At 55.7% G+C, this 25,207-nt stretch carries 16 protein-coding genes; 6 read left to right on the top strand and 10 right to left on the bottom strand.

Annotated elements, in window-relative coordinates:
- Positions 1-9: 9 nt before the first annotated feature.
- From ACZRJQ_RS13740 to selD, 6 genes are all read right to left on the bottom strand, one after another.
- Complete coding sequence (locus ACZRJQ_RS13740; RefSeq protein ID WP_463978881.1) at positions 10-1,137, bottom strand: acyl-CoA dehydrogenase; 1,128 nt, start codon at positions 1,135-1,137, stop codon at positions 10-12.
- A gap of 8 nt (positions 1,138-1,145) precedes the next feature.
- Positions 1,146-2,339, bottom strand: coding sequence for an acetyl-CoA C-acyltransferase (locus ACZRJQ_RS13745; protein WP_463978882.1), 1,194 nt, complete (start codon positions 2,337-2,339; stop codon positions 1,146-1,148).
- 10 nt (positions 2,340-2,349) lie between these two features.
- Positions 2,350-3,117 carry an SDR family NAD(P)-dependent oxidoreductase gene (locus tag ACZRJQ_RS13750; RefSeq protein WP_463978883.1) on the bottom strand — a complete coding sequence of 256 codons (768 nt, stop codon included), beginning with the start codon at positions 3,115-3,117 and terminating at the stop codon, positions 2,350-2,352.
- Between the two features lie 16 nt (positions 3,118-3,133).
- On the bottom strand, positions 3,134-4,798 hold the full coding sequence (locus ACZRJQ_RS13755) for an AMP-binding protein (RefSeq protein ID WP_463978884.1): 1,665 nt from the start codon (positions 4,796-4,798) through the stop codon (positions 3,134-3,136).
- A 165-nt stretch (positions 4,799-4,963) separates the two neighbouring features.
- Positions 4,964-6,058, bottom strand: coding sequence for a tRNA 2-selenouridine(34) synthase MnmH (mnmH, locus tag ACZRJQ_RS13760; protein WP_463978899.1), 1,095 nt, complete (start codon positions 6,056-6,058; stop codon positions 4,964-4,966).
- Complete coding sequence (selD, locus tag ACZRJQ_RS13765) at positions 6,058-7,092, bottom strand: selenide, water dikinase SelD (protein ID WP_463978885.1); 1,035 nt, start codon at positions 7,090-7,092, stop codon at positions 6,058-6,060. Before selD ends, mnmH begins: the two co-directional genes overlap by 1 nt.
- 618 nt (positions 7,093-7,710) lie before the next feature.
- Between selD and ACZRJQ_RS13770 the strand changes: the two genes are divergently transcribed.
- Positions 7,711-8,040: a hypothetical protein gene (locus ACZRJQ_RS13770; RefSeq protein ID WP_463978886.1), complete on the top strand. Its 330-nt coding sequence runs from the start codon at positions 7,711-7,713 to the stop codon at positions 8,038-8,040.
- Between the two features lie 80 nt (positions 8,041-8,120).
- Here the strand turns inward: ACZRJQ_RS13770 and ACZRJQ_RS13775 are convergent, their stop codons facing one another.
- Both ACZRJQ_RS13775 and ACZRJQ_RS13780 read right to left on the bottom strand, forming a co-directional pair.
- A complete protein-coding gene (locus ACZRJQ_RS13775) occupies positions 8,121-8,774 on the bottom strand; it encodes a hypothetical protein (RefSeq protein ID WP_463978887.1) in 654 nt (217 codons plus the stop codon).
- A 34-nt stretch (positions 8,775-8,808) separates the two neighbouring features.
- Positions 8,809-9,387, bottom strand: a complete 579-nt coding sequence (locus tag ACZRJQ_RS13780) for a chorismate mutase (protein WP_463978888.1) — start codon at positions 9,385-9,387, stop codon at positions 8,809-8,811.
- 327 nt (positions 9,388-9,714) lie between these two features.
- Here ACZRJQ_RS13780 and ACZRJQ_RS13785 point away from each other — a divergent pair, with 327 nt between their 5' ends.
- The 5 genes from ACZRJQ_RS13785 to ACZRJQ_RS13805 all read left to right on the top strand — a co-directional run bounded on the left by ACZRJQ_RS13785 (position 9,715) and on the right by ACZRJQ_RS13805 (position 19,324).
- Positions 9,715-12,327 carry a LuxR C-terminal-related transcriptional regulator gene (locus ACZRJQ_RS13785; protein WP_463978889.1) on the top strand — a complete coding sequence of 871 codons (2,613 nt, stop codon included), beginning with the start codon at positions 9,715-9,717 and terminating at the stop codon, positions 12,325-12,327.
- Positions 12,328-12,458: 131 nt separating this feature from the next.
- Positions 12,459-14,546: a hydantoinase/oxoprolinase family protein gene (locus ACZRJQ_RS13790; RefSeq protein ID WP_463978900.1), complete on the top strand. Its 2,088-nt coding sequence runs from the start codon at positions 12,459-12,461 to the stop codon at positions 14,544-14,546.
- Positions 14,547-14,548: 2 nt separating this feature from the next.
- Positions 14,549-16,207: a hydantoinase B/oxoprolinase family protein gene (locus ACZRJQ_RS13795; protein WP_463978890.1), complete on the top strand. Its 1,659-nt coding sequence runs from the start codon at positions 14,549-14,551 to the stop codon at positions 16,205-16,207.
- An 8-nt stretch (positions 16,208-16,215) separates the two neighbouring features.
- The gene (locus tag ACZRJQ_RS13800) at positions 16,216-17,112 is read left to right on the top strand and encodes a hypothetical protein (RefSeq protein WP_463978891.1); all 897 of its coding nucleotides are present in this window, start codon (positions 16,216-16,218) and stop codon (positions 17,110-17,112) included.
- Between the two features lie 268 nt (positions 17,113-17,380).
- Entirely contained in the window at positions 17,381-19,324 is a 1,944-nt protein-coding gene (locus tag ACZRJQ_RS13805; protein ID WP_463978892.1) for an avidin/streptavidin family protein, read from the top strand.
- A 111-nt stretch (positions 19,325-19,435) separates the two neighbouring features.
- On the opposite strand, the gene ACZRJQ_RS13810 is transcribed toward ACZRJQ_RS13805, so the two are convergent.
- Both ACZRJQ_RS13810 and ACZRJQ_RS13815 read right to left on the bottom strand, forming a co-directional pair.
- The gene (locus tag ACZRJQ_RS13810; RefSeq protein WP_463978893.1) at positions 19,436-24,121 is read right to left on the bottom strand and encodes a dermonecrotic toxin domain-containing protein; all 4,686 of its coding nucleotides are present in this window, start codon (positions 24,119-24,121) and stop codon (positions 19,436-19,438) included.
- Between the two features lie 281 nt (positions 24,122-24,402).
- Positions 24,403-25,207, bottom strand: an 805-nt coding sequence (locus ACZRJQ_RS13815; RefSeq protein WP_463978894.1) for an electron transfer flavoprotein subunit alpha/FixB family protein, incomplete at its 5' end; no start/stop codon positions are given.

The raw sequence follows: 25,207 nt of genomic DNA on the forward strand, positions 1-25,207 counted from the left end.
GCCCTCAATTCAAAGATTTCGCGAGATGACCATGCGCTGAATATCACTGGTGCCTTCGTAGATCTGGCACACCCGCACATCACGGTAAATCCGCTCCAGCGGGAAGTCGCTCAAATAGCCATAACCGCCCAAGGTTTGCAACGCTTTGGAACACACACGCTCAGCCATTTCCGAGGCAAACAACTTGGCTTGCGATGCCTCAACCAACGCCGATTGCCCGCTGTCACGCAAAGCGGCTGCGTAACGAACCATTTGCCGCGCGACGGCGATTTCGGTCGACATATCGGCCAAGCGGAAGGCAACGGCTTGATGCTCGATCAGTGCCTGGCCAAAGGTGACGCGCTCGCGAGCATAATCGCGTGCCGCTTCATACGCTGCGCGGGCCATGCCTACGGCCTGAGAGGCAATCCCGATACGCCCGCCTTCGAGGTTACCCAGCGCAATTTTGTAGCCCTGTCCTTCTTCGCCCAGACGATTGGCCACCGGAATTTTCAGATCCGTGAACAGAATCTGACAGGTGTCTGAGGCGTGCTGACCCAACTTGTCCTCAACCCGCGCGACGCTGTAGCCCGGCGAATCGGTCGGCACGATAAACGCACTAATTCCCCGCTTGCCCGCCGCGGGGTCAGTGACTGCAAACACGATCACCACCCCAGCGCTTTGCCCAGAAGTGATGAACTGTTTGCAACCGTTGAGCACGTAAAAATCACCTTCGCGGCGCGCACGGGTTTTCAGATCGCTGGCATCAGAGCCCGCTTGCGGCTCAGTCAACGCGAATGCACCGAGCATCGCACCGCTGGCCAGCGGGGTAAGAAACTCACGTTTTTGCTGTTCGGTGCCGTACTTCAAAATCGGCACACAACCCACCGAATTGTGCACGCTCATGATGGTTGAGCACGCGCCATCACCTGCGGCGATCTCTTCCAGAGCCATGGCATAGGCTTGATAGCCCGTGTCGCAACCGCCCCACTGCTCAGGCACCAACATGCCAAAAAAACCCAACGCAGCCATCTCGTTGATAGCCTCGCGGGGGAAGCGATGTTGCTTGTCCCACTCAGCAGCAAACGGCTTCAAACGCTCTTGGGCAAACTGCTGGGCCGCTTCGCGAATCTGTAATTGTTCGGATGTGGGAAGCATAAATTTCCTTAGTACAGGCACTCCACGGCAATGGCCGTGGCTTCGCCGCCGCCGATGCAAATAGCCGCAACGCCATGTTTCAAGTGGTTTTGGCGCAACGCCGAAAGTAGCGTCACCAGAATACGTGCGCCAGAAGCGCCAATCGGATGGCCGAGCGCACAGGCGCCGCCGTAGATGTTGACCTTGCTGTGGGGGATGTTCAGCTCACTCATGGTTACCAGGCTGACCACCGCAAAAGCCTCGTTGATTTCAAATAAATCAACCTCGCCCAAGTCCCAGCCAGTCTTGCTCATCAACTGTTTAATTGCACCCACTGGGGCGGTGGGGAATAACCCCGGCTCATCGGCAAATGCCGCGTGCCCATGAATCACCGCCAAGGGTGTGAGGCCACGCTTTTGCGCCTCAGACTGGCGCATCAACACCAGCGCTGCCGCTCCGTCAGAAATAGAGCTAGAGTTGGCGGCGGTAACGGTGCCCCCCTCACGGAAAGCAGGTTTGAGCGTCGGTATTTTCGCCAGATTGGCTTTGGGCGGCTGCTCGTCATGACTGACAACACGCAGCTCTTTGCCGACTGTGATCTGCACCGGGACTATCTCGGCGCTGAAACTGCCGTCTGTGATTGCCTGTTGGGCGCGGGTCAGCGATGCCACTGCAAAAGCGTCCTGCGCTTCGCGGCTAAAACCGTGAGCCTGAGCGCAATCTTCAGCGAAAGTGCCCATCAAGCGCCCACGATCGTACGCATCTTCAAGTCCGTCGAGAAACATGTGATCCAGCACACGACCATGCCCCATGCGATACCCCGTGCGTGCGCGGTCCAGCAAATAAGGGGCATTGGACATGCTTTCCATCCCGCCTGCCACGACCACTTCGGCACTGCCAGCCAAGAGGCGATCATGGGCCAGAATCGTCGCTTCCATGCCAGAGCCACACATTTTGTTAAGCGTTGTACAACGGGTGGACTTGTCCAGCCCGGCACCCAAAGCAGCTTGGCGCGCAGGTGCTTGGCCCAGCCCCGCTGAGAGCACGCAGCCAAACAGCACCTCTTGCACGCCCAGGGGTGAAATACCTGCACGTTCGACTGCAGCACGAATGGCCTCAGCGCCCAATTGCGGCGCGGTCAGGCCTTTAAAATCGCCCTGAAACCCGCCCATAGGGGTCCGCGCCACACTCACAATCACGACCGGATCTTGAACCTTGCTCATGTCATACCTCTTATTTGGCGGCCATGCGCAAGGCACCGTCGAGGCGGATCACCTCGCCATTGAGCATGCTGTTTTCAATGATGTGCCGCACCAGCAACGCGTACTCAGCGGGCTTGCCCAAGCGCGGCGGAAACGGCACCCCGGCAGCTAAGGAGTCACGCACTTCTGGGGTCATACCTGCCATCATTGGCGTTTCGAAAATACCCGGCGCAATGGTCATCACCCGGATACCGAAGCGCGCCAGTTCGCGCGCTGCGGGCAAAGTCAGGCTGGCGATTGCACCTTTGGACGCGGCATAAGCCGCCTGCCCGATTTGGCCATCAAAGGCCGCCACCGAGGCGGTATTGATGATCACGCCGCGCTCGCCGTCAGCGTCCGCGCTGCTTTGCGCAATGGCCACGGCACTCAAGCGCAGCATGTTGAAGCTACCGATGAGATTGACATTGATCACCTGGCTGAAACTGTCCAGCCCATGCGGCCCGTTTTTACCGAGGATTTTTTCGCCGCGCACAATGCCCGCGCAATTGACCAAACCATTGACGCCACCGAACGCCTCAACCGTGGCGTCAACCGCCCCTTGAGCTGCATCCGCCTGACTGATGTCGGCCACAAAACTGCTTGCCTGGCTGCCCAGCGCTGATGCCTGAGCCGCTACCGCCTCGGCATTCAAGTCCACCAGCATCACCTTGGCGCCCGCCTTGATCAACATGTCAGCTGTCGCAGCTCCCAGGCCCGAAGCACCGCCAGTCACGATAAAAACCTTGTTTTCGATCTGCATCATTAAGTCCTTGGGTTTACGCCGTGACCTGGGTCGTGGCGGCCAGTTCAGCCTTGGCGATTTCTTGATTGCGCAAAATAAAACGCTGCAACTTGCCGCTTGGGGTTTTCGGCAACTCGCTGACAAATTCAATTTCACGGGGGTATGCGTGCGCCGCCAAACGCTGGCGCACATGCAGGCGCAAGGTTTCTGCCAATTGCGCATCGCCTAGATACTGCGGGCTCAGCACAACAAAGGCTTTGACCAGCTCAGTGCGTTCAGGGTCTGGTTTGCCGACCACTGCGGCTTCAACCACGGCCGGGTGTTCGATCAAAGCACTTTCCACGTCAAACGGGCCGACGCGATAACCAGAGGTGGTGATCACGTCATCGCTACGCCCAACGAAACTGATGCTGCCATCGGGGTTCAGCTCAACGGTGTCGCCACTCAAGTAGTAATTACCCACAAAGGCTTTGGTTTTAAACCCGTGATAGCCGCCAAACCAGCACATGGGTGATTGGCTGCGGTCGACGGCCAAAATGCCGGGCTGCCCGACGGGTAACTCTTGGTAATTGTCATCCAGCACCACAATCCGGTGCCCCGGCGACGCAAAACCGGCAGCCCCCATATGCACGGGGTGTTCAAGGCCGTGGTGATTGCACAGCACCATTCCCACCTCGGTTTGCCCGTAATGGTCGTGAATGGTGACGTTGAGCTGCTCAGCAAACCAGCGAATGACCTCCGGGTTCAACGGCTCGCCTGCACTGCTGACAGCCCGAAGCTGGCCCTTGACCTTGTCCGAAAACGCTTCACCCGCAGCAATCAGCATTCGATAGGCCGTAGGGGATCCTGTGAGGTTGGTGATGCCGTATTTATTGATGACTCGGCAAGTGCTTTCTACCGTGAACGGGCCATCGTAAAAGGTGATGGGATGCCCCATCGAGAGCGGCCCGGTGATCCCGAAGTAGATCCCATAAGCCCAACCGGGATCGGCCAGGTTCCAGAATGAATCTTGGGGGCGCAGGTCTACCGCGTCGCGGGTGTAACTCTGGAACGCCACAATGGCCTTAAGCGGCACCAGCAAAGGTTTGGCCGGGCCCGTGGTGCCTGAAGTGAACATCAGCAAAAACGGGTCTTCACCTGTCAGCATCACTGGCTCGCACACAGCGGAGTAATTATCCAGCTCAGCCCAAAAACTGAAATCGCCGCGAACCAGCCCCTGCCCTTTGGCCCCCGCCACCGTGACGATACTTGGGCAGTCATTGACTTCGTTAAGTTTGGGCCGGTTGGCGGCGTCGGTGACCACCAGCGTCGCCCCCGAACTGTTGAGGCGGTGCTCGATCGCTTTGGGGCCGAACGCCGTAAACAGCGGCTGATAGATCGCGCCAATTCGCCAAGCGGCAAAAGCAACAATTAATAATTCGACATTACGTGGCAAAAGGCCCGCAATCTTGTCACCGCGCTTGACACCTTGGGCCAGCAAGAAGTTGGCAAAGCATGCGGCCTGCGCTTGCAACTGGGTAAACGTATACGTCGCGCTGCTGGCGTCACGCCCCTCCCAAAACAGTGCGATGCGACCGGGCATAGCATGCCGGTCACAACACTCAACACAGGCATTAAGTGCCGCCAAATGGCCGTCCAACGCACCTGTCACGGTACGTTGGTAGTCAAAGCCGGTCATTGCGTTCAGATAGTCGCGCATCAGCAGAATCCCTCGGTCTTTTTGTTAGGATGGGAACCGTCGAAAATCCTGCTGATAATCGCCCCGCGAGGGCTCTGCAACAATGGTCAAACCGCTCAAGCTGGTTGACTGCTTTGGCCAATGATCGACGCGCCATCCACGCGCCGACTGGTTGATCGCTGTCGGTTAGTTCACTTGCTGGCGCAAATACTCCAGCACTGCAGCCTGATCGCCGGCAAATGCAATACGACCGGCTTTTTTCTCGCGCTGGAAGGCGTACATCGGGTCGTAATATTCGCGCAGTAACGCCTCGATCCACACCCGATGCAAATCCACCGACCCGCAGCTCGCTTGCTCTTGCAACGCCGCTTGCATTACCGCCTGCAAACGCTGATAACGCTCCCCGCCCAGACGCCGCTGGATATTGGCCAGACTTTGCAGCAAGCGTTGCGAAAACAGCGTAAAGCCGTGCTCACCGTTTTTGTCGCTGAACTCGGCACACAACTGCACCACATAGTCGCGCAAGATGCGTTCAACACGGCTTTGCAGGCTGTCTTCAAGCCAGACCATCGGCGCGTCCTGCATGCGTTGGTAGAAGGGCAGCGGCAAGGCGCAACTGCCCACCGTACGGCTTTCATCTTCAAGGACAAAACGTTGATGGCCCTTGGCGCGTTTCTTTAACACGTCGATAGCCAAACGGTTTTCAAAATCGATGTTGGTCGGCTGGCCAGTGGCTCGCTTGCCGAAGCTCGAGCCTCGATGATTGGCATGCCCTTCAAGGTCCAGCGCGTTGTCCAGTTGCACCAACACATCAGTTTTGCCTGTGCCGGTCATGCCACCGAGCACAGTCAAATCACACTGCACCACGGCATCGTCAACCGTTTGAATCAAGAAGCTGCGCAACGCCTTGTAGCCGCCAGTGATGCGCGGGTAATCAATCCCGGCATCCTGCTTGAGCCACTGCTGAACTATTTGCGAGCGCATGCCGCCACGAAAGCAATACAAACACCCATCAGGGTGAGCCTGAGCAAAGTCCGCCCAAGCTTGAAGACGCTCAGCCTTGACCTGCCCCGACACCAATTGGTGCCCCAGCAATACGGCCGCTTGCTGACCTTGCTGCTTGTAACAAGTGCCGACCCGCTCACGTTCAGAGTCAGTCATCAGGGGCAGGTTAACGACACCCGGAAAAGCCCCCTTGTGAAATTCAATCGGCGCGCGGGTGTCCATCATGGGTCGGTCATTGAGAAACAGGTCGCGGAAGTCGGTAATGTCATGAGCCATCATGAAACCTCAACCGCGTACGTCTGTCGCTCTACCAACTGGCCAATTGGCTCAAGGGCCAAACCATTGTCAGCGGCCATTGCCAAAAACTCAGCGTTGCCTTGGGGGCTAACCGCAACCAGCAAACCGCCACTGGTTTGCGGGTCACACAGCACGCGCTTGTGCAGCTCTTGAACAGGCGAAAGCTTACTGGCATAGCTGTCAAAATTACGCAGCGTGCCGCCAGGAACACAACCTTGCTCCAGGTAGTACTCAACCGATTCAAGGCGTGGAACCTTGGCGTATTGGATCTGCGCCGTCAGACCACTGCCGTCAGCCATTTCCACCAAATGCCCAAGCAGGCCAAAACCCGTCACGTCTGTCATGGCTTTGATGCCATCCAATTTGGCAAATTGGCTGCCCACCTTGTTCAACGTACACATCCAGTCCCGCGCTACGCCGACGTCTTCGGCACGCAGTTTGCCCTTCTTCTCAGCCGTGGTGAGGATGCCAATACCCAGGGGCTTGGTCAGGTACAGCAAGCACCCAACTGTGGCGGTGTCATTACGTTTCATCTGGCGCTTATTGACCACACCTGTGACAGCCAGCCCAAAAATAGGCTCTGGGGTATCAATCGAGTGGCCACCGGCCAGTGGAATTCCCGCCTCATCGCACACTGCACGGCCACCACGGATCACTTCGCGGGCAACTTCTGGCGCTAGCAAATGCACAGGCCAACCTAAAATCGCAATGGCCATCAACGGATCGCCGCCCATAGCGTAGATATCACTGATGGCATTGGTCGCGGCAATGCGACCGAAATCGTACGGGTCATCAACGATAGGCATAAAGAAGTCGGTGGTTGAAACCACGCCACGCTCGTCGTCCAGTGCATAGACTGCAGCGTCGTCACGTGAGGCGTTGCCCACCCACAACTTAGGGTCCAGGTTCTGCGCACCGCTGCCGGCAAGGATCACTTCCAGTACCTGGGGCGAAATTTTGCAACCGCATCCCGCTCCGTGGCTGTACTGGGTCAGGCGAATCGGCTCGCTCATGGGGCTCTCTTAGTCAATTTCAAAGTGCCAGATACTAGCAGAGCAACACTGCCGCCATGTATTTGTCCTACAGATTGGGCCGCAACTACCCTTACGCACAACTGAACAGGCCTAAGCAGCTGTAGGGGCTTGGCGCCGTTTTTGGTGATGACCGGCATGCTAAAAAGCGACTCACGAGTCACACATGTAGTGGATCAAAATAATCACTACATATGTATTGACGACGCCTTTTTCCCCTTGCATGATGCAGACGTCTTCCCCACCGGAAGCGCTGGAAAGGGTTGTTGCAAGCATGCTCGACGAGCTGTCGGGCTGTTCCGGGATAGGTACTGCCCACAAGGCAGAATTGATGAAGCTGACCTGGCTTGATCGTCCGCAGTTAGGGCGTGAGGTGCTAGCGAAACGTCTTCAAGAGGCTTGTGGTTGATGTGTCATGTCACTCAGGCATCCTGGTTCACGTTGCTCGCCCTCGCTTAACGCTGTTTGTTGTAGTGTTTAATTTCACTACTACATATGACGAACTCAAGGCCAGATCTGCTTTAGATGGACATACGTAGCGCTGCATCAGCAGTTGCGCGAATCAATTAGACAGATCAACGAGTGGTCAAGGAGTTAGCTATGAACCTGAATAATCAACCGACTGTTAACGAGCTGGCTCGACTGTTCGCCGCCCAGAAAGACACGCTGAACGACCACATTCTGTGGATCAGCGATGCAGGCGATGTTCGCATCGAGCCTGTCACTGCCTGCAAAGAAGAAACTGAATTCGAGAAGGATCGCCCAGACATGCGAGCCCATCTCAAGATGTACCGCCGCGGCCAAGGTTACGTGGGCAAAAAAGCCGCCGCCGATAAAGACTTTATGTCGCAAGTGCTACAAACACTGACCCTGACATGGGAAAAGGCGCAAACCGAGCCGGCCCTGGTCAAAGTTAACAGCTACAGCTGATAACCCCTCGCCCAATTAAAACAGCCCCGGATATTCTCCGGGGCTGTTTTATTACACGCTGAATCGACTCAGGTTGAAGCTCACTTTTTGTAGCGCACTTCAAACACAGCAACAGCCATGTGCTTAGGCACACGCTTGGCATCATCTTTTGTCCAGTGCGCAATCTCTTGATACTTTTTGAGTGTATAGGTCACCTTTCCGCGCGCCCTAGGGTTGGTCTTCTTACGCTCGGCTTCCTGCTCACTTAACATCGCCAATAGCCGAGCCTCTGTTTTTTTGGTCGTGAACACCAAATAGTTGGTTTCCAACCGAGAGCCGTCACTCACTGTTTTGCTGAGATGCTCCAGTCGGATGAGATCCTTGAGCAGATGGGCGCTGCGAGACCCTCTTTTGAATTCCAGCACATGCGCCGGGACACCTCTGCGGCCCGTTCGCAGCACTAGATCAAACCGGCCATTTCCCCGTAGCTCCGGGGTATCAAGGAGGTCATTGATTTCACTCTCCTCAACCCCCGCCTCAGCCAGCGTCTGTTTGACAGAAGCTTCGAGCCTATAACCAAAATTGCTAAATGACTGAGCGAAGTGATTGGCAACATGGACAGCCATAAAGTACTCAGGCATCCGGCTCAAAGGGCTGTCGCTATGTTCAATCGCCCGATTGCTTGCATCGACCAACGCTTCAATAATCGCGTTCAGCCGGTTTTCAGGTGAAGACTTAAGCAGTGTTTTAGACAATTTAACTTCCTGTAGGCCCGCATTGCAGGCATGCTCACTGGGTTACAGCGGGTGATCGACTCACACAAACACTCGCCACCGCACGATCCAGTGCTGACAAGTGCTGTGCATCAAACCCCTCCTGTTTAGCGACATATCCCACTGCCCTGGCAAGGTTTACTGGGCAGTTATCCATTGAGCGCTGGGAGTGGATGCCATGCAGATTTTGCAAGATGGCCATCTGCAACCTATCCAGCTCGGGCCGGATGATGCCAGAAAGACTCTGACGTGGCACATCGGGAGCATCACCCTGACGACGCCAGCTATTGAGCAGCCCATATTGAACCGCCTTATTGGCCTCCATTTGATCTCCAAAAATACGAGTTGCGTCCTCAGGCGCTACCCCCTGGCCAAGCGCCATGTCAGCCACGTTTGAAAGCACCTGAGCTTCACGCTGGGCGTCATAAACCGCTTTGCCCGAGTCCCATTTGCTCAGGGCAACCTGCTCCGCTGTTTTGAGTCTGTCCGCCATGCTGCGTGCCAGGGGCACAAACACATTGCCATCACTTGGCCCTATTTGGGAGCGACAGCCCGTAGTGACCATCAGGGCCAGTACCACTATAAGAATTCGCATATCACCTCGTTGTTTTTAGAATTCGCCCTATTTTTGGATGCTTTAACGGAGTAAAAAACGAACTAAATCCGGGTCGTTTTATTCCCTTTTTGCTCACCGTAACGTGCTGTATCAATACAGGGTCCACCGAGGTGAACTCAACGCAATACAAATTCACTTACAAAAACCAGAAGCCTGCGACTTGGCTCAATCTGAACCAAGTCACAAGCTTGTAACGTTGTTTTCTGCATTGGCCCTGCGCACATGAGTCATGAGCCTCCATACAGATGCGCCAGCATATGGCGCTGGATAGGTAAGCTAAGCCCTCCAAAAACGCTGCTAACCTCGGTGGCGCGCGAAACCGTATTGGCCTCGCTTCGCACTCACCATCAACTGCCGCTGCAACTTCTGGTGGCACCCGCCGGGTACGGCAAAACGACTCTGATGATGCAGTGGCGCCAAGAACTGCTGACGAACACACCTCGGGCTGCCGTAGCTTGGCTGTCTCTGGACGATGCCGACGGCGAACCCCATCGTTTTCTGACCTGTTTGATCCTGGCACTTAATCGCGCCGGGGTGTCACTGGGGCACTTGTCTCGACTGGCCACCTCACAAGCGCTAGATCCCCAACCACACCGAACAGTTGCAGCCCTTGCACAGGCGTTGGCGCAAGCAAAACGGCCTGTGATCGTGATGATTGATGACTATCACGCAATCAACAGCCGAGACGTCGATCAGCTCATGCACACCCTGATTGAACAATCGGCCCCGTGGTTGCGGTGGGTTGTGGCTACTCGTACCCGCCCTGCCTGGTCGCTGGCAAGCTGGAAGTCAAAAGGCTGGGTACATGAGGTTTCAGCCTGTGAGCTGCGGCTCTCGCTGGATGAAACCCATCGCATATTGGGCGCACAGGTGAGCGATGAAGAAGCTCATCAACTGCACCAAACCACCGAAGGCTGGGCTGTGGCAGTACAGCTTGCGCGCCTGTGGCAAGTCAGTCGCGACGGCAACCTGTATGGGCTCGCCAGTTTTAGTGGTCGAGTGGCCGATGTGGCGGAATATCTGACAGAACAGGTGCTGACGAGCCTGTCGCCAGAGTGTCAGGCCTTTTTGTTCGAAACCGCACCGCTGGAGCGTTTTAATGCTCAACTGGCTGACGCCGTTCGTGAACGTGATGACAGCAGCTTGCTGCTAAACCAACTGAGCCACTTGGATTCTTTGCTCGTTCCGTTAGACGCCGAGCGCCAATGGTTTCGTTACCACAGCCTGTTGCGCGACTTCCTTGGCCCTAAAATCAACGCATCCCAAGCCCAACGTATTCATCGCGCAGCCGCCCAGTGGCTGGCGCAAAGCACCGACTGGACTCACGCCATCACCCACGCTCTCAAGGCTCAAGACACCCAGTTGGCCATCAGCCTGGTGGTACGCGCGGGAGGCTGGGCAACGGTCATGCGCCACGGCATTCGTTATGCACAAAGTCTGGTTGACCCCTTTGATGAGCAAACACGCCACAGCGCGCCTGATCTTCTGCTGCTTCAGGCCTATCTGAATGCCAAATCGGGGAACCCCGCGCTGGCCACACACCAACTGCAACTGGCCGAAAGTGCATCGAACGGCGATCCGCGCCTTACCCGCGATTTGCATGTGATTGGCCAGCTCTCGAATGCTTATTGCGATCGCTTTGAGCGCACTTGCATCCACCTGCCCGCTGGCGAGCACCCTGAACAGCTGCTGGCTCAGGCGACGCTCGAATGTGTAAATACCTTGGCGCTGCTGGCCCAGGGCGACATGGCGCTGGCGCTCCAGACCTGCCGCTCAGCGCAGGCAAAAATGCGTCTTGTCGCAAGCCCGCGGGGCGAAAGTTTCTGTCATTTTCACGAGGCTCAAGCACTGGCGCTGTCAGGGAAGGTTGCCGAGTCAAGGCAACTGATCGACAAGACGCTGGCTTTTGTCCACAGCCACTTTGGCGGCGAAAGCTCATTAAAATCCCTCATCGGATGCTCAAAGGCCCAGCACTGTTATTGGCAAGGTGATTGGGCGACGGCGACACGCTGGCTACACGACGACTGGGCTTCCATTGAACAGACAGACGGTTGGCTAGACGTCGTTGCCGCCACCACTGAAATGACCTGGCGCATAACATTGCGCACTCAGGGCTTAGAAGCTGCGCTCTTGACCCTCGAACACGCCGCCATGCTTGCGACCACACGCGATTGGCACCGACTGAGCCTACTCGTCCGGGCCTGGCGGGTAGATTTACTGGTGCAGTGCGGCATGCTCAATCAGGCGCGCAAGGAGGTACTGGATACCAACCTCCAAGCCACAGCGTGCAAGCCCCAAGACTGGCGCAACCACGAAGCTGCCACCTTGGCGCTGGCTCGACTCCAAATTGCCACAGGCGCTGCCCAAGTCGCGCTCAACCGGCTAGAGCGTGAAGCCGGAGTATTGCGTACTAAAGGGTTGTTATTACCCTGTTACCGCTTGCAACTGATGGCCTTGGCTGCCTCATGCAAGGCGCAGATCGCTGTAAAAAAAACCGACGTATTAGTGGCTCTTGCGCCTGTTACTCAACATGCGCTGCCCGGCCTTTTACTTGAAGTGGGGCCGTGGTTAGTGCCTGCATTGCAAATGTGCGTTGATGAGCTGCCTGCCATAAAAACTACAATCACGCACTTACGCGGCTGGCGGGCGCACCCTGTTACGCCAAAAATACCGCTCAGCGCCAAAGAAACCCAAGTGCTGAGCTTGCTTGCCAACGGTCAGCCCAACAAAACCATTGCACAGGCACTGGATATTTCCGAAAACACAGTCAAATTTCACCTGAAAAACATCTTCGTCAAACTCTCGGTCGACAATCGCACGGCAGCCATTACTGCCGCAGTGCAACAAGGGCTGTTGAATTTATCGGGCGAAACCACCCACCTACCCATTTGGGTAATCAAACCAAAGAAATCCCCCTGACCTACCCGCGCACCTTCTGGCGTCCTACAACGCCGGGTCGTTAGCATCGTTGCTATCTGCACGACTGATCGCAGGGTTGATCAGCCGCTGCCTCCAACAAGAACGATTAGAACAGGAGCGCGCCCGTGGATATGCAGGACAACACTGTACGCATCGCGACCGATGTCGGGGGAACGTTCACTGATCTGGTTTACTTCAAAACTGATCCGTGTACGGGCCAGCAAACCATTCGTACAGCCAAAGTCGACACCACCCCATTTCACTTCGCGCAGGGTGTGCTTAACGTCATTCACAAGATGGGCATTGCGTTAAGTACCGTCGATTTTCTGGCTCACGGCACCACGGTGGTCATCAATGCGATTACTGAGCGCCGGGGCGTAAAGACCGGCTTGATTACTACCCAAGGCTTTCGCGACATTTTAGAAATCGCCCGGGCCAACCGTCCCGATTACTTCAACTTGAAGTGGATCAAACCCGTCCCTTTTGTACCCCGCTATTTGCGGCGTGAAATCAGCGGGCGTTTGCATATCGATGGTCATGAGCGTGAACCGCTAAACCTGTCGTGTCTGGTCAATATACTGGATGACTTTCGCGCCGATGGCGTCGAGGCCATCGCCATTTGCTTGCTGCACGCTTACGCCAACCCAGCCCATGAGCAAGCGCTCTTGGCTGAAATTCAGCGGCTGTGGCCTGAAGTTTCTGTTGTGGCCTCGCACCAGATCACCCGTGAGTGGCGTGAATATGAGCGCTCCAGTACCACCGTGTTATCTGCTTATGTGCAGCCCATCACCACACGCTATCTCGAAGACTTGGAAGCGTGCCTGCGAACGGGAGGTTATGAAGCGCCCCTTTACATCATGCAATCCAACTGCGGCATAGACAGCGTTGCCCATGCCCGCAAAACCCCGATCACTATGGTTGAGTCGGGCCCTGCCAGCGGCTTTTGGGCGGCAGCGCAACTGGGTCAGCTCATCGACGAACCCGATGTGTTGGCACTGGATATCGGCGGCACCACCGCCAAATGCGCTTTGATCCGCAACGGCCAAGTGACGATAAAAACTGATTACTGGATTGAGCGCACGCGGCTCAACGCAGGCTATCCCATCATGGTGCCAGTGGTCGATCTGGTCGAAATCGGCAATGGCGGGGGCTCTATTGCTTGGGTTGATGACTTCGACAAGCTGCATGTCGGGCCGCATTCCGCAGGCGCCCTCCCCGGCCCGGCGGCTTATGGCAATGGCGGCGCAGAAATCACCACAACGGACGCCAATCTAGCGTTGGGCCGCATTAATCCCAACTACTTTTGCGGCGGTGAAGTGGTCGCTGATCTGGCCGCCGTCAAGCGGGGTTTAAGGCAGTTAAGCCAACGCTTGCTGATGCCCAGCGACGAAATCGCACGGGGCATTGTGCGACTGGCCAACGACAACATGGTCAACGCACTGAAGCTGGTGTCGCTGAGCCGTGGGCATGATCCACGGGAGCTGACCTTGATGGCATTCGGCGGCGGTGGCGCCCTGCACGCCGTTGCCTTGGCTCAGGAGTTGGGGGTCAAAAAAGTCATCGTCCCACGTAATGCCTCCGTGTTTTCAGCGTGGGGCATGGTTCTGTCGGATCTGCGCCGCGACCTGTTCATCAACCACTTCGCCAACCCTTATCAAGACTACTCACTGGCTGACACCCAGCGGTTTCTAGAGACGTTGATGGGCTCGGCCCGCGAGCAGTTCATCGCCGAAGCTATTGCGGGCGAGCAGGTTGAATTAACGACCTACTGCAAGCTGCGCTACCAGAATCAGGAGCATTCGGTGGAAGTACCGCTCAATGCTAACGAGCGCATTAACGATCACTGGCCGCACATCGAACAGCGTTTTCATGATGTCTACGAGCAGCATTACACCTATCGCCTGCAAGCCCCGGTGGAAATTGTCGGTTTTCACCTGATTGCCGTTGCACACATTGGCAAGTTAAAGCCCGAAGCCCTGCCCGTAACAGGCCGTGTTCTGGCCACAGCCTTCAAGGGACGACGGCCCGTGGACTACGCCTTGGAAGGCGTTCATGACGCGGCGATTTATAACTACTCCTTGCTTGAACCGCACATGACGTTTAACGGCCCCGCCATCGTCGAAGACGAAGGTACCACCGTGCTGATTCACCCCGCTAACCACGTGCGTGTGGATCATTTGGGCAACCTGCATATCACCCTGAGCAACAAGGGAGCATGAGCATGCACAGCCTCGACAGGTTCACCCGTGACATCATCCAGAACTCGCTGCAGGCCATCGCCGATGAAATGTTCGCGGCCATGCGCATGGCCGCGATGAGCCCGGTGATTTACGAAGTGCTGGACATGGGCACCGGTATTACTGACGCCCAAGGCGACATTGCCAGCTCAGGTGCCGGTATTCCGGCCTTTGTCGGCGTGCTCGACAAGGCCGTAAAAAAAATCCTGCTGCACCACTTGCCCGAAGACATTGCACAGGGTGATGTCTTTATCAGCAATGACCCGCACGAGGGTGGCGCGGTCACCCATCTCAATGACGTGGTGCTGGCGATGCCTGTTTTTGCGGACGAACAACTGGTGGCCTGGACCGCCAATATCGCCCATTGGAATGATGTGGGCGGCATGGTGCCAGGGTCGTTATCAACCGAAGCGGTCGATATTTTCCAAGAAGGGTTACGCCTGACCTCAGTGAAGTTGATCGACCAAGGACAACCCATTCGTTCAGTGCTGCAAATTTTGCGGGCCAACTCCCGCATGCCGGACTTTATGGAAGGTGACCTGTGGGCCGGTGTGGCCGCCGTACGCGCTGGTGCAAAACACTTGCAGCAACTGACTGAAAAGTACGGCACTGAGCTGTTTGTATTGGCCATGAAGGACTTTATGGATTTGGGTGAAAAGATCTCGCTCAAGGCATTACAAGCGCTGCCCTGCACAGCGCTGCAACTCGATGAGCAACAAGACGATGGCGCCTTGTTCAACGTGAAAATTAACATCGGCGACAACGCGCTGGTTATTGATCTGCGCGACAACCCCGATCAATGTGCCGGGCCTACAAACCTCAGTCGTGACGGCACAGTGGTCGCCGCCCAAATGGCGTTCAAGGCCCTTACCTCGCCCCAAGGCGTGACCAACGGTGGCACCTTTCGCCCGCTCAAAGTGCTGACCCGGCCCGGATCGCTGTTTGACGCCCAACCTCCAGCGGCAGAGGGTTTTTATTTTGAAAACCTGATTCGGGTCCATGACCTGATCTTGCATTGCCTGGCCAAGCAGTTTTCGGATCGGCTGCCAGCCGGCAGTTTCGCCTCCATTTGCGCCACCATTATTGGTGGCCAGCACCCAGACACTGCCCGCCTGTTTACGTTGGTAGAACCCGGAATCGGAGGCTGGGGCGCAACAGCAGAGCATGATGGCAATAACGCCGCCTACTCAGGCTTGCATGGTGAAACCTACAACTGCCCCGTCGAAATCTGCGAAGCCCGTTACGGCCTCTATGTGGAACGCATGGCGCTCAATGACGAACCCGGAGGCCACGGTCAATTTCGAGGCGGGCGAGGCATCTGCATCGACTATCGCATTCGTGCCGACGCCAGCTTTATGACCTGTGGCTACACCCGCTCGCGGGTGCCCCCTTGGGGCCTGAATCAGGGCGAACCCGGATCGCTCAATTACGTGGAGGTCCTGCGCACCAACGGCAGCCGTGAGCGCTATGCAATGGCCAGCAGCATCCGCCTGGACGCTGGCGATCTGGTTCAGATACGCACTGGCGCCGGGGGTGGCTACGGCCCGGCGACCGAGCGCGCCTGCGAGGCCGTGCGCTCAGACGTGAAAAACGGCTATATCGACACTCAAACCGCTCGCGCCGTCTACGGCGTCCACGTGTGAGTTGGGCCATGAAGCCACACGCCTCACTACCACTGCGCCTAAGCACCGCACTTATATTCGTCTTGATGCTGCTCACGAGCACATCGGCCGAGGCCGAGCAATTTATAGGCTTTGCCCAACCGGGCTTGCCGGGCCGTTGGGCGGTCGAATCCTTCCCTGTGTTCAGCCGCACAACGGAGGGTGACGTCAGCGCCGCTGCCAATACAGTGCTGGCCTACTTTTCAAAAACCGGTTTTACCGGCACTCAACGTGATCAGTTGCAATTCTGGGCCGGGGCTATTGCTGGTTATGCCAACACCCGGGGAGCTCGCAACGCCAGCGCTTGGGGCATGGCCTCGCCCAACCTTGGGTTTGCCTATTACTACAACATTGTCGAACCCACCCCCGACGCAGGGCCAGCGAATGACATAACCTGGTGGACCAACCCGACACTGATGGTCGAATTCCCCAATGGCAATAATGATGTCGCCGGTTACGGGGCCTTTGCCAACCGCTATGCCGTGAGCTTCAGCGTAGCCAACTACCTGCGCGCGGGGCGCTTTGCCGCCACGTTCACCCCCGCAGGTATTCATTACGCTGCCCGCAACCGTAACGCGACCAACATGGGCGCCGGTGATCCTGTTCGTTTGCGCGGTGGGGTCAGCCTATGGCTGGGTAATGTCGCTGCCGGTTATCTGCTAACCGATGACTTATGGGTGGGGGTGCATCACGTCTACAACATCAACAACACAGCCGCATCGGACTTCAAGGTGTCACGCTCAGGGAAAATAGGCCCGTCGATGACCTACACCGGCTTTGCCAAAAACGGGGTCTACGTGTCGGCCAACCTGAATCTGGATTATTACCACACGCCCAACCTGCCCCGCTCCAACACCTTGACTCTGGCGTTAGTGAAGTTTTTTTAAACAACCTCACGCTGACCACTCTGACAAGGGCTGGGTTAGCGACATTAAAAGGCGAGGCATGTCATTCGGTCTGCTGGATTACAGCCTTTTCCGACAGGGCAATCAGGGTGTATCTGATATCCCCTGCAACACAACTCCTCTTGAATACACGCCGGGGCATGGATGCGTTGCGTGCCTCATAAACCAGCGTCCCACCTATAGGCTCCTATGAAGGTAGCCTTCTTATTGCGCGGTGTTGCCGCACAGCGACACAGACACGGAAGTCTCTATGAACAAACAATACTGGGCTGATGGACTGACATTCCCCATGCAACGTGGGCCATTTCAGAATAATGGGGCGGCGCCGTGGTATGTAACGCTCTTACTGGGCACACCCGGCCAGCCATTGAAACTGTCAATAGACACCGGCACCAACATTACATGGGCAACTTCAACCCTCTGCCCGACAGATCAATGCAAACATTTCGGTGGCCGCCGATTTGATTACAAGGCCTCCAAAACCTTTGCCTTCGCAGATTGCCTGCAACGCCCCTACAGTTTTGGCCCTTGGGGCACCATGCAGGTGGAGGCCGGCACTGACTTACTGGCAATGCCCAATGGCGCATTGCTCCCGACAAACCTCCTGCTGGCAGCCAACTACTCTGGCGATCAGTTCCGTCAACTGGACTGGGACGGCGGTATTGGCCTGCCCGCCAGCAGTGCTTATGTTGAGGGCCGCAGCTCTTTTGTGCTTCAAGAGTTGGTACACAGCGGTCACATCGACCCAAGGCAACCCTTTGTCTGCTTTGATTGGGACGCCAAAAAGCACAGTGGCACCTGCACCATGGGCGCTATCGACAAGGCAAAAACCCAAGGTGCGCATCTGTTTCTCCCTTGGTCGGTCTACAGCAAAACTCCAGGGTTGGAGTACATCTGGGCCACCGACCTGAGCGCTTACTCAGTAGGCGGTAAAACACTGGCCACCCAACTCAAATTCGCTCTGGACTCAGGCTCTTCGCAGTTCAAGGGCGATGACCAGTTGATGAGGCAAACCCTTCAATTGATCGCGCGCGGCGGCCACCCCGACATCGTGCTCAAATTCGCTGACGGCGAGGTCACTCTTGGGGCCAATCTGTATAACGTGTTGATTGAGCAAGGCCCACAAAAAGGGCAAACCATCCCCCAGTTTTGCCCACTGGGTTTGGCAGACCTGATATTGGTCGGCTCGCTCATCATGGAACATTGCTACACGGTGTATGAGTATCAGGTCATACAGTGCGGCCCGAATACATACTCGCTGGCGCCTGCTGGCGTCTGGCTGTTCAATCGCCCTGATGGTCCGCAGCTCATCACACGTTCTTCAGCCCATGCCTTCAAATCCGGGCCGCGATGCATCAACTCCGAAAGAGTTGTCCTACCCCCAGCCCCTCACACCGTAAAGCCGCCGCCCTGTGGGTCAGTCGCAGGTACGTGGACGAATGACTATGGCTCCGTCATGAACCTCACAGTGGCGGGCAATCAGGTATCCGGCGTTTACCAATCTTCAACAGGCTCTACCGGAAAGTACGAAGTGACCGGCTACCAAATGGGTACGGCCTCAACTCAAAAACTGGGCCAGCCGGTTGCGCTAGCCATTGAGTGGCGCTCCATCAGCGAAGGCACAGGTGATCCCAGCTGGAACTGGTCATCCGGTCTTTGCGGGCAAATAAGCCTTGTGGGCACAGAAGAAGTATTGACGCTTAATCATGTGTTGGTCGCCAGTCGTGACTTTGCAACCGTCGCCAATCAAGGCACTTACATCGACAAACTGCTTTATCGCCGCTCAGGCTCTACGCAAGGCAATAAGCAACACATTGCGTCGCCTCAAGAACAGACGATAAAAAACGCCTTGGTCGGCACCTGGGAAGCCAGCGATGGCACGCGTTTGAAGTTGAGTGTCAAGGCGGCCAGACAAGGGCGGCTTGGGCGTGTGCATGGGCAGCTCACAACTGCATCAGGTGATAGCGAGGTCTCAGGTTTCACCGATATCAATGCAACAGCCAGTGACTTAGCGCTGCAATCTCTGGCCATCACGGCCGCGCAAAAAAACAGCGTGGTGTCGCTCAGCGGTGCCTTGGACATTAAGCGCGATACGTTGAATCTGCAGGTGCTCATCAGCACGCCGACTGCACCCGATCATGTCTATGTGCAAACGCAACTGTCCTCACTCACCTTCGAACGTAGTGCGCCATAAGGCGTTTGCGAGCCCAGTGTCGCAGCCTGATTGAGTCGAATGCCCCCCAGGGCCAATCAATAACCACTGTGGGGGCGTTTGCGTTATCAGGTTCAAATCAAGCTTGTTACATCAAGGTGCAAGGGGCAAAAACCAGCGCTCGGCCAGTTTTTTGCCAATCGCGCCACGGTGTACATCAACAATGGCCTGCTTACCTTGGGCTTTGGCCAACAGTGAGTAATAGCTTTGCTTGCGCTGCTCTTTGGTTTTCATGTGGGCGACGCTGTACTCCAGCTTCGGCGTAGTGGCTGCAGCGTAGTGGAAGTGGGCATACCACAACGGATAACCATCGCGGTTATTGATCGCATACTCCTGGATAAAGTCCCGTTTCTCTCCTTTAAGCGGCACCCGATCGCCAAGCTTGGCAATTTGTACCAGCTTCTCATCCAGCAAGTACTGAAGATTACCGTGGGTTGGGGGCAGGCTAAGACTAAGTTGAGTACGCAACGCCTTGCCTCGGCTGGTCAGCCGTAAGGCGCTGCTACGCATGTCGCTCATGAGTTTTTGACTCGCTGCCTGTTGGGCAGTGTCAGGTTGCTCCTGAATAGCTCGCCCAAGCTCATCGGTTAATTTATCTAAACGTTGCGCCTCAGACTGGAGCACATGTTCAATATCTTCTGGGTAACGGGTGGTTTTTATGTAACTGTCGGCACGCTTGAGGTGCACATCGACCATGCTTAAAAGCTTGTGTGCGTCGCCTTTGATCGCGGCGAGTGCTCGCGTTGCCTGTGGTTGCTGGGCAGGCTTGACGACTTCAACTTCATCCCACTCGTCCCCATGCTTTGAATAAGTGGCCAGCAATTGGTTGTCAAACTCCGAGCGCAGCTCGACAACGTCTATTGGCAGTTCTTCATCTGACGGTTTTAGTTCACCGATCAGTTGGCCACGGTGGCGGGTTTTAATAATTTGCTTTTTAGGCTTGCCCGGCTGGGTTCGAGTGTGTTTGGGGAATGTCAGAGGCTGTTCCTCGGGTGGCGGCGGTTTGATTTCTGCGGCCAGTTGCTCTGTCACATCTGCGTACATCTCCTCCAACAGCGTGAACAGCTTGTCAAAGTACTCCCAGTCCAACTCATCGGAATAGATGATTTTGAGGCATTGCAACGCATCCAAGCCCTGACCGTAGTGCTCCACCAGACTGTCCAGCACCTCAAGACGTTCGCTGTGGCTGAGTTCAAGATTGTTCAGTTCGGCGTGCGTGCGCACATGCTCTTGCAGCGGATCAATCACCGTATCCAGACTGTCGATCAGCCCCAGTGTTAACTCTTTTATGCTGGGTAACTTAAGGCATTTGAGTTGCAGGTCTTTGATGGCAAGGACATTGAGCTCGCTCTCAGGGCGACTGCTGTTCAGTCGTGCATACACCTCAGCACCGGCAGCGCCAAGGTTGTATAGCTTATTCAAATACGTCTCTTGCAACTCAAGCCCGCTGATAGTGCGCTCGTTGATCTCAACCAAATCCTTGATGAACTGCTTATGCCCTAAAGAATCGGTGAAGATCGCCTGACCCAGCTCGCCGGCAGAGACTTGAAACTGCGGCCATTTTTCGGGAACAGCATCGCGCGAAAGCCCCGCGAGCACCACTAACTTACGACCATTATTGACAACATTCTCCATCAAAGTGAGCACCGATTTTGCGGCGAGTGGTATCTGAAGCTCTGTCCGCTCTTTATTGCTCTCCAGAATTTTTAGGTAGCTGTCTGTCTGGGCTTTAAGGAGGTTATAGAGTCTTTCGCGGAAAGTGGCACGCTGCGCGTCGGTGTACTTGGGATCCCTCCTAATGCTGGCCACAATGTTCCCTTCAACTTCTATCCGATGCTGTGCGGGGTTCTCCTGAGTGAGAAACTGATCAAGCTCGTTCAGCAACTCACTTACACGCTGAGCCTTGCGTTGGCGTACGGCGTCCACCCGTTTCAGTGGCATCCCGCCAAACAAACGCAGGCGCAGATCCAACGACCAGTGGCCATCACCGTCAGTCTTCAAATAGGGCCCATGTTGATTGCTGTTTGACGGATCAACAATTACGACACCTTCGGGCTCCAGACTGACCTTGTACAGATTGCCCTCAACCATTGCATGCCACTGACCGTTAATGACATATAACCCTTTATTGGGCACTTGAGACATCGGGTCTGGCAATGGCACAGTGAGCAGCACCTCAAAACGCGACAAGCTTGCACGCTGACTTGGTGTTAAACGGGAATGGGCACTGGCGAAACTGAAATCCAGAAGCGTACTGTCTGCACCGGGTACTTCGCCCGCCAAGGTAACAGCACCTGCAATGATTTTTGAGGGGGGCGGCTCAGGCCATTGATTGGCAACACGAGCGGGTAAGCGTGTTCGTATCACTTGTGCTTTAAGCTTTTTGGACAGGGAACGAACAGGAGGCGAGTTGGGAGCCATTTGAAACAACAACATGCCCAAGTTGAGCAACATATCAACCACTGCCAACTCACGCGTCGTGGCATCTTCGCTATTAAGGGCAGGTATGTCTTTGTTCAGCGCCGCAGCTAATGTCCAAAGCCAGGCACTCACCATCGCCGGGCCACGTAAAAATGGCAGCATTAAGGTGTTGAACAACAAGCCCCCACCCTCAAGAAACACACTCCAGCGGCTTTCGCTGTTGGACACCGAGTCTCTGTCTGCCTGATCTACCAAAGCCCTGGCGTTACCACTGTAGAGAAACTGCATCAACTTGCCGTTCTGCAGATACTGCAGCAACTCATCACTGGCGCCATCAGTGGAAAGGATGGCAGGCTGCGGCACTTCAAGCACTGAGGTGTCGCTCCCCTGGCCAAAACGCACGTAATGGGGTTCTTGAAAACCACCATTGTCATAAATTGGCCGGGCCACGTCAGACAACCAGACCAGCACGCTGTCTTGTAGCTCACCGGGCGCGGCAATCGCCTCTAACAGTGCCGCGCGAGTGCTGAACTCATAAAGCGAATGCGTGTAAAGCGGCCGATACAAGACGTGCGGGCCAACAGCCATATCGGCTGACTCAATCACGTACATGTTGTTGACCACATCAGGGCGTGCGCCAGATTTGCGCATCAACGCCAGAGGGCGGACGACCACGGGCTGATTATCGACCTGTCGGTGTGCTGCGTCCCTACGCATGAGTGCCACAACATAACGGCTGCCAAGTGAGGTAAAACCGTTTTCTTTTTTGAGGCTCAACTCCAATGCCTGTAAAGGCAATTGAACGCTAAGCTGCTCTGCAAACAGTTGTTCACGCTTGAGGGCGTCCGGGGTATTGCTCAGTAGCAGGGTCTGGAGGTTTTGAGGGTACGTTCTGCCGATATCCACCTGCTCGATCAGACCGTTACGCTGAGTGATGTAATCGGGAGTCAGCCATACAGGTAGCGTCAGCCCCAAGCGATGTTGCAGCGTTAGACTGCCCTGAGGTTTGCCCGACAGATTCTTCAACGCCAGATCAGTCAGGCTCATCACAACAGTTTCAGTGATGCCGGATGTACCGGGGAAGCCCGCTACTACCAGAAAACTCAACACAATGTCATCGGGATTTAGCGCTTCACGGGATGGATCGTCGGGCGCATCCAACTCAAATTGCGCCTGATCAAGTCGCATTTGTTGTTGCAAGGCATCAACAGCAAACGAGCGAATATCCGCAATATCGCTGAGAAATGTACGCCCTTGGCTGCTTTTTTTAGCACTGGCCAGCGCCAGGCTGTATTGGCGATACAACGCCTGGTCAGCAGCAGACGCCTGCAGTAGCCAATCGGGCAGATGAGTGCTGATAGCACTAAGGCTTTGATGTTTGGGCGCTGGGGCTCCCAACACATACTGCGCCGGGTTGGTGAGCTCCTGATAGATTGCCTGCAACACATCCTGTCCAACAGTAGCGGGCAATTTTAGTGCTCCGAGGCGCTCTAGCTGCAAGTTCAATATGAGCCCGGCCTGAGCATCAAAAATGTTGCCATCAAGCTCGTAGCGCTTAATGCGAACTTCGTTTGTTGAGTACCTGGCGCTCAGGCGCTGCCCTTCATACTCAATGACTGCATCCAGAGAGGAAAAATCCTTGACAGTACCATCAGGCCTGCACGATAGAACCCGTTCGGAGCGTACCAATAAGAGCGTCGTACTTAATTGAAGACTGACGGCATCGCCGCTATTAAGCGTGGACTCCAGGCAGTACACGTACGCGCAGTCCTCACCGTACCGGCTCACGCGCTCATCGCGTTCAGGGCACTGGATCACCTGATTAAGGGTTTCACGGGCAAGATTGCTCAAGTGGTCCTGCTCAAGCGCACTTATGCTCAGGGTGTCCTTGAGCACATTACTCAGCCAGCGCCAACGGCTCACGCCCGTATCAGCATTGGCAGCCCAATAATCACTGAGCGCATTTTGCAGGCCAATGGGTACGCTCCAAGACAACTCCTTGATCAGCGAATCGATAACCTGCATGTCCAGACTGCCTTGCGCAGGCTCAAGCCAGTTACCGGTTTCATCAGACAGAAAGCAATTTTTGCCGTGGCGTGGACGTAAATCGAGCGCCACACTATTCGCCAGATAATTGAGCACTAACGGCATGAGCAACGTCAGTTCCCAGCCGCCTCCTTCACGAGGCGTTGCTAATCGGACGTGGGCTAGATCAAAACTCAATGAAGGGTATTTTTCGGTAAGGGCAGCGGCAAACATTTGCCGAGTGATACTTTCCAGAGTCGGACGACTGGCAAACTGTGCATTCACAGCGTTCGCCAATGGCACCCAAACCGGGGGGGAAGATGAGACAGGCATGAAAACTCCTTTTGAAGTCGCAATGGGGTCATGTGACCAATTGCGCATTTATTCCAAAAAGGCTTCACGCCAGGTGTTATCTAAATATGTCGCATGTTCAAAACGCCATTGCTCCCTCCATGAGGGCTTCACGGAGGGATGCTGCTTTAAGGCCCACTGCAAGAGCAAAGCGCTCAAGATCACGGCGTTCGTCCTGTAAAGACGCGTTATCGTTCACGACCTCCGTGAGCACACTCGCTCCTGCAATGGCTTTAATTACGCTCGGCTAGCGCAGTAAATCATTAACCCGCGATTGCGTTTTGCAACTCAGGTACTGCTTCGAACAAGTCCGCTACCAAGCCGTAATCAGCCACTTGGAAGATCGGCGCTTCTTCGTCCTTGTTGATCGCAACGATCACTTTGGAGTCTTTCATGCCCGCCAAATGCTGGATCGCGCCCGAAATACCCACCGCGATGTACAGCTGTGGCGCAACGATTTTGCCGGTCTGACCGACCTGCATGTCGTTCGGCACAAAACCTGCGTCCACTGCTGCGCGCGAAGCACCAACAGCCGCGCCCAGCTTGTCAGCCAGTGCGTACAGGTGTTTGAAGTTGTCACCGTTCTGCATGCCACGACCGCCAGAAACGACGATTTTGGCAGCGGTCAGCTCTGGACGATCCGACTTGGCCAATTCTTCGCCAACAAACGACGACGTGCCTGCATCGTGAACGGCGGCAACCGCTTCAACCGCTGCCGAACCCCCTTGAGCTGCAACCGGGTCGAAACCGGTAGCACGAACGGTGATCACTTTAACCGGCGCAGTGGATTGCACGGTGGCAATGGCGTTACCGGCATAGATCGGACGCTTGAAAGTGTCAGCGCTTTCTACCGAAACGATCTCGGAGATCTGATCAACGTCCAACTGCGCAGCCACACGCGGCAGAATGTTTTTGCCGTTGGAGGTTGCAGCCGCCAGGATGTGGCTGTAGCCAGCACCCAGCTCAGCTACCAGCGGAGCAACGTTTTCAGGCAACTGATGCGCGTAAGCAGCATTGTCAGCCACGAGCACTTTAGAGACGCCGGCGATTTTTGCAGCGGCTTCAGCA

This window comes from Pseudomonas sp. E315 (assembly GCF_055406205.1).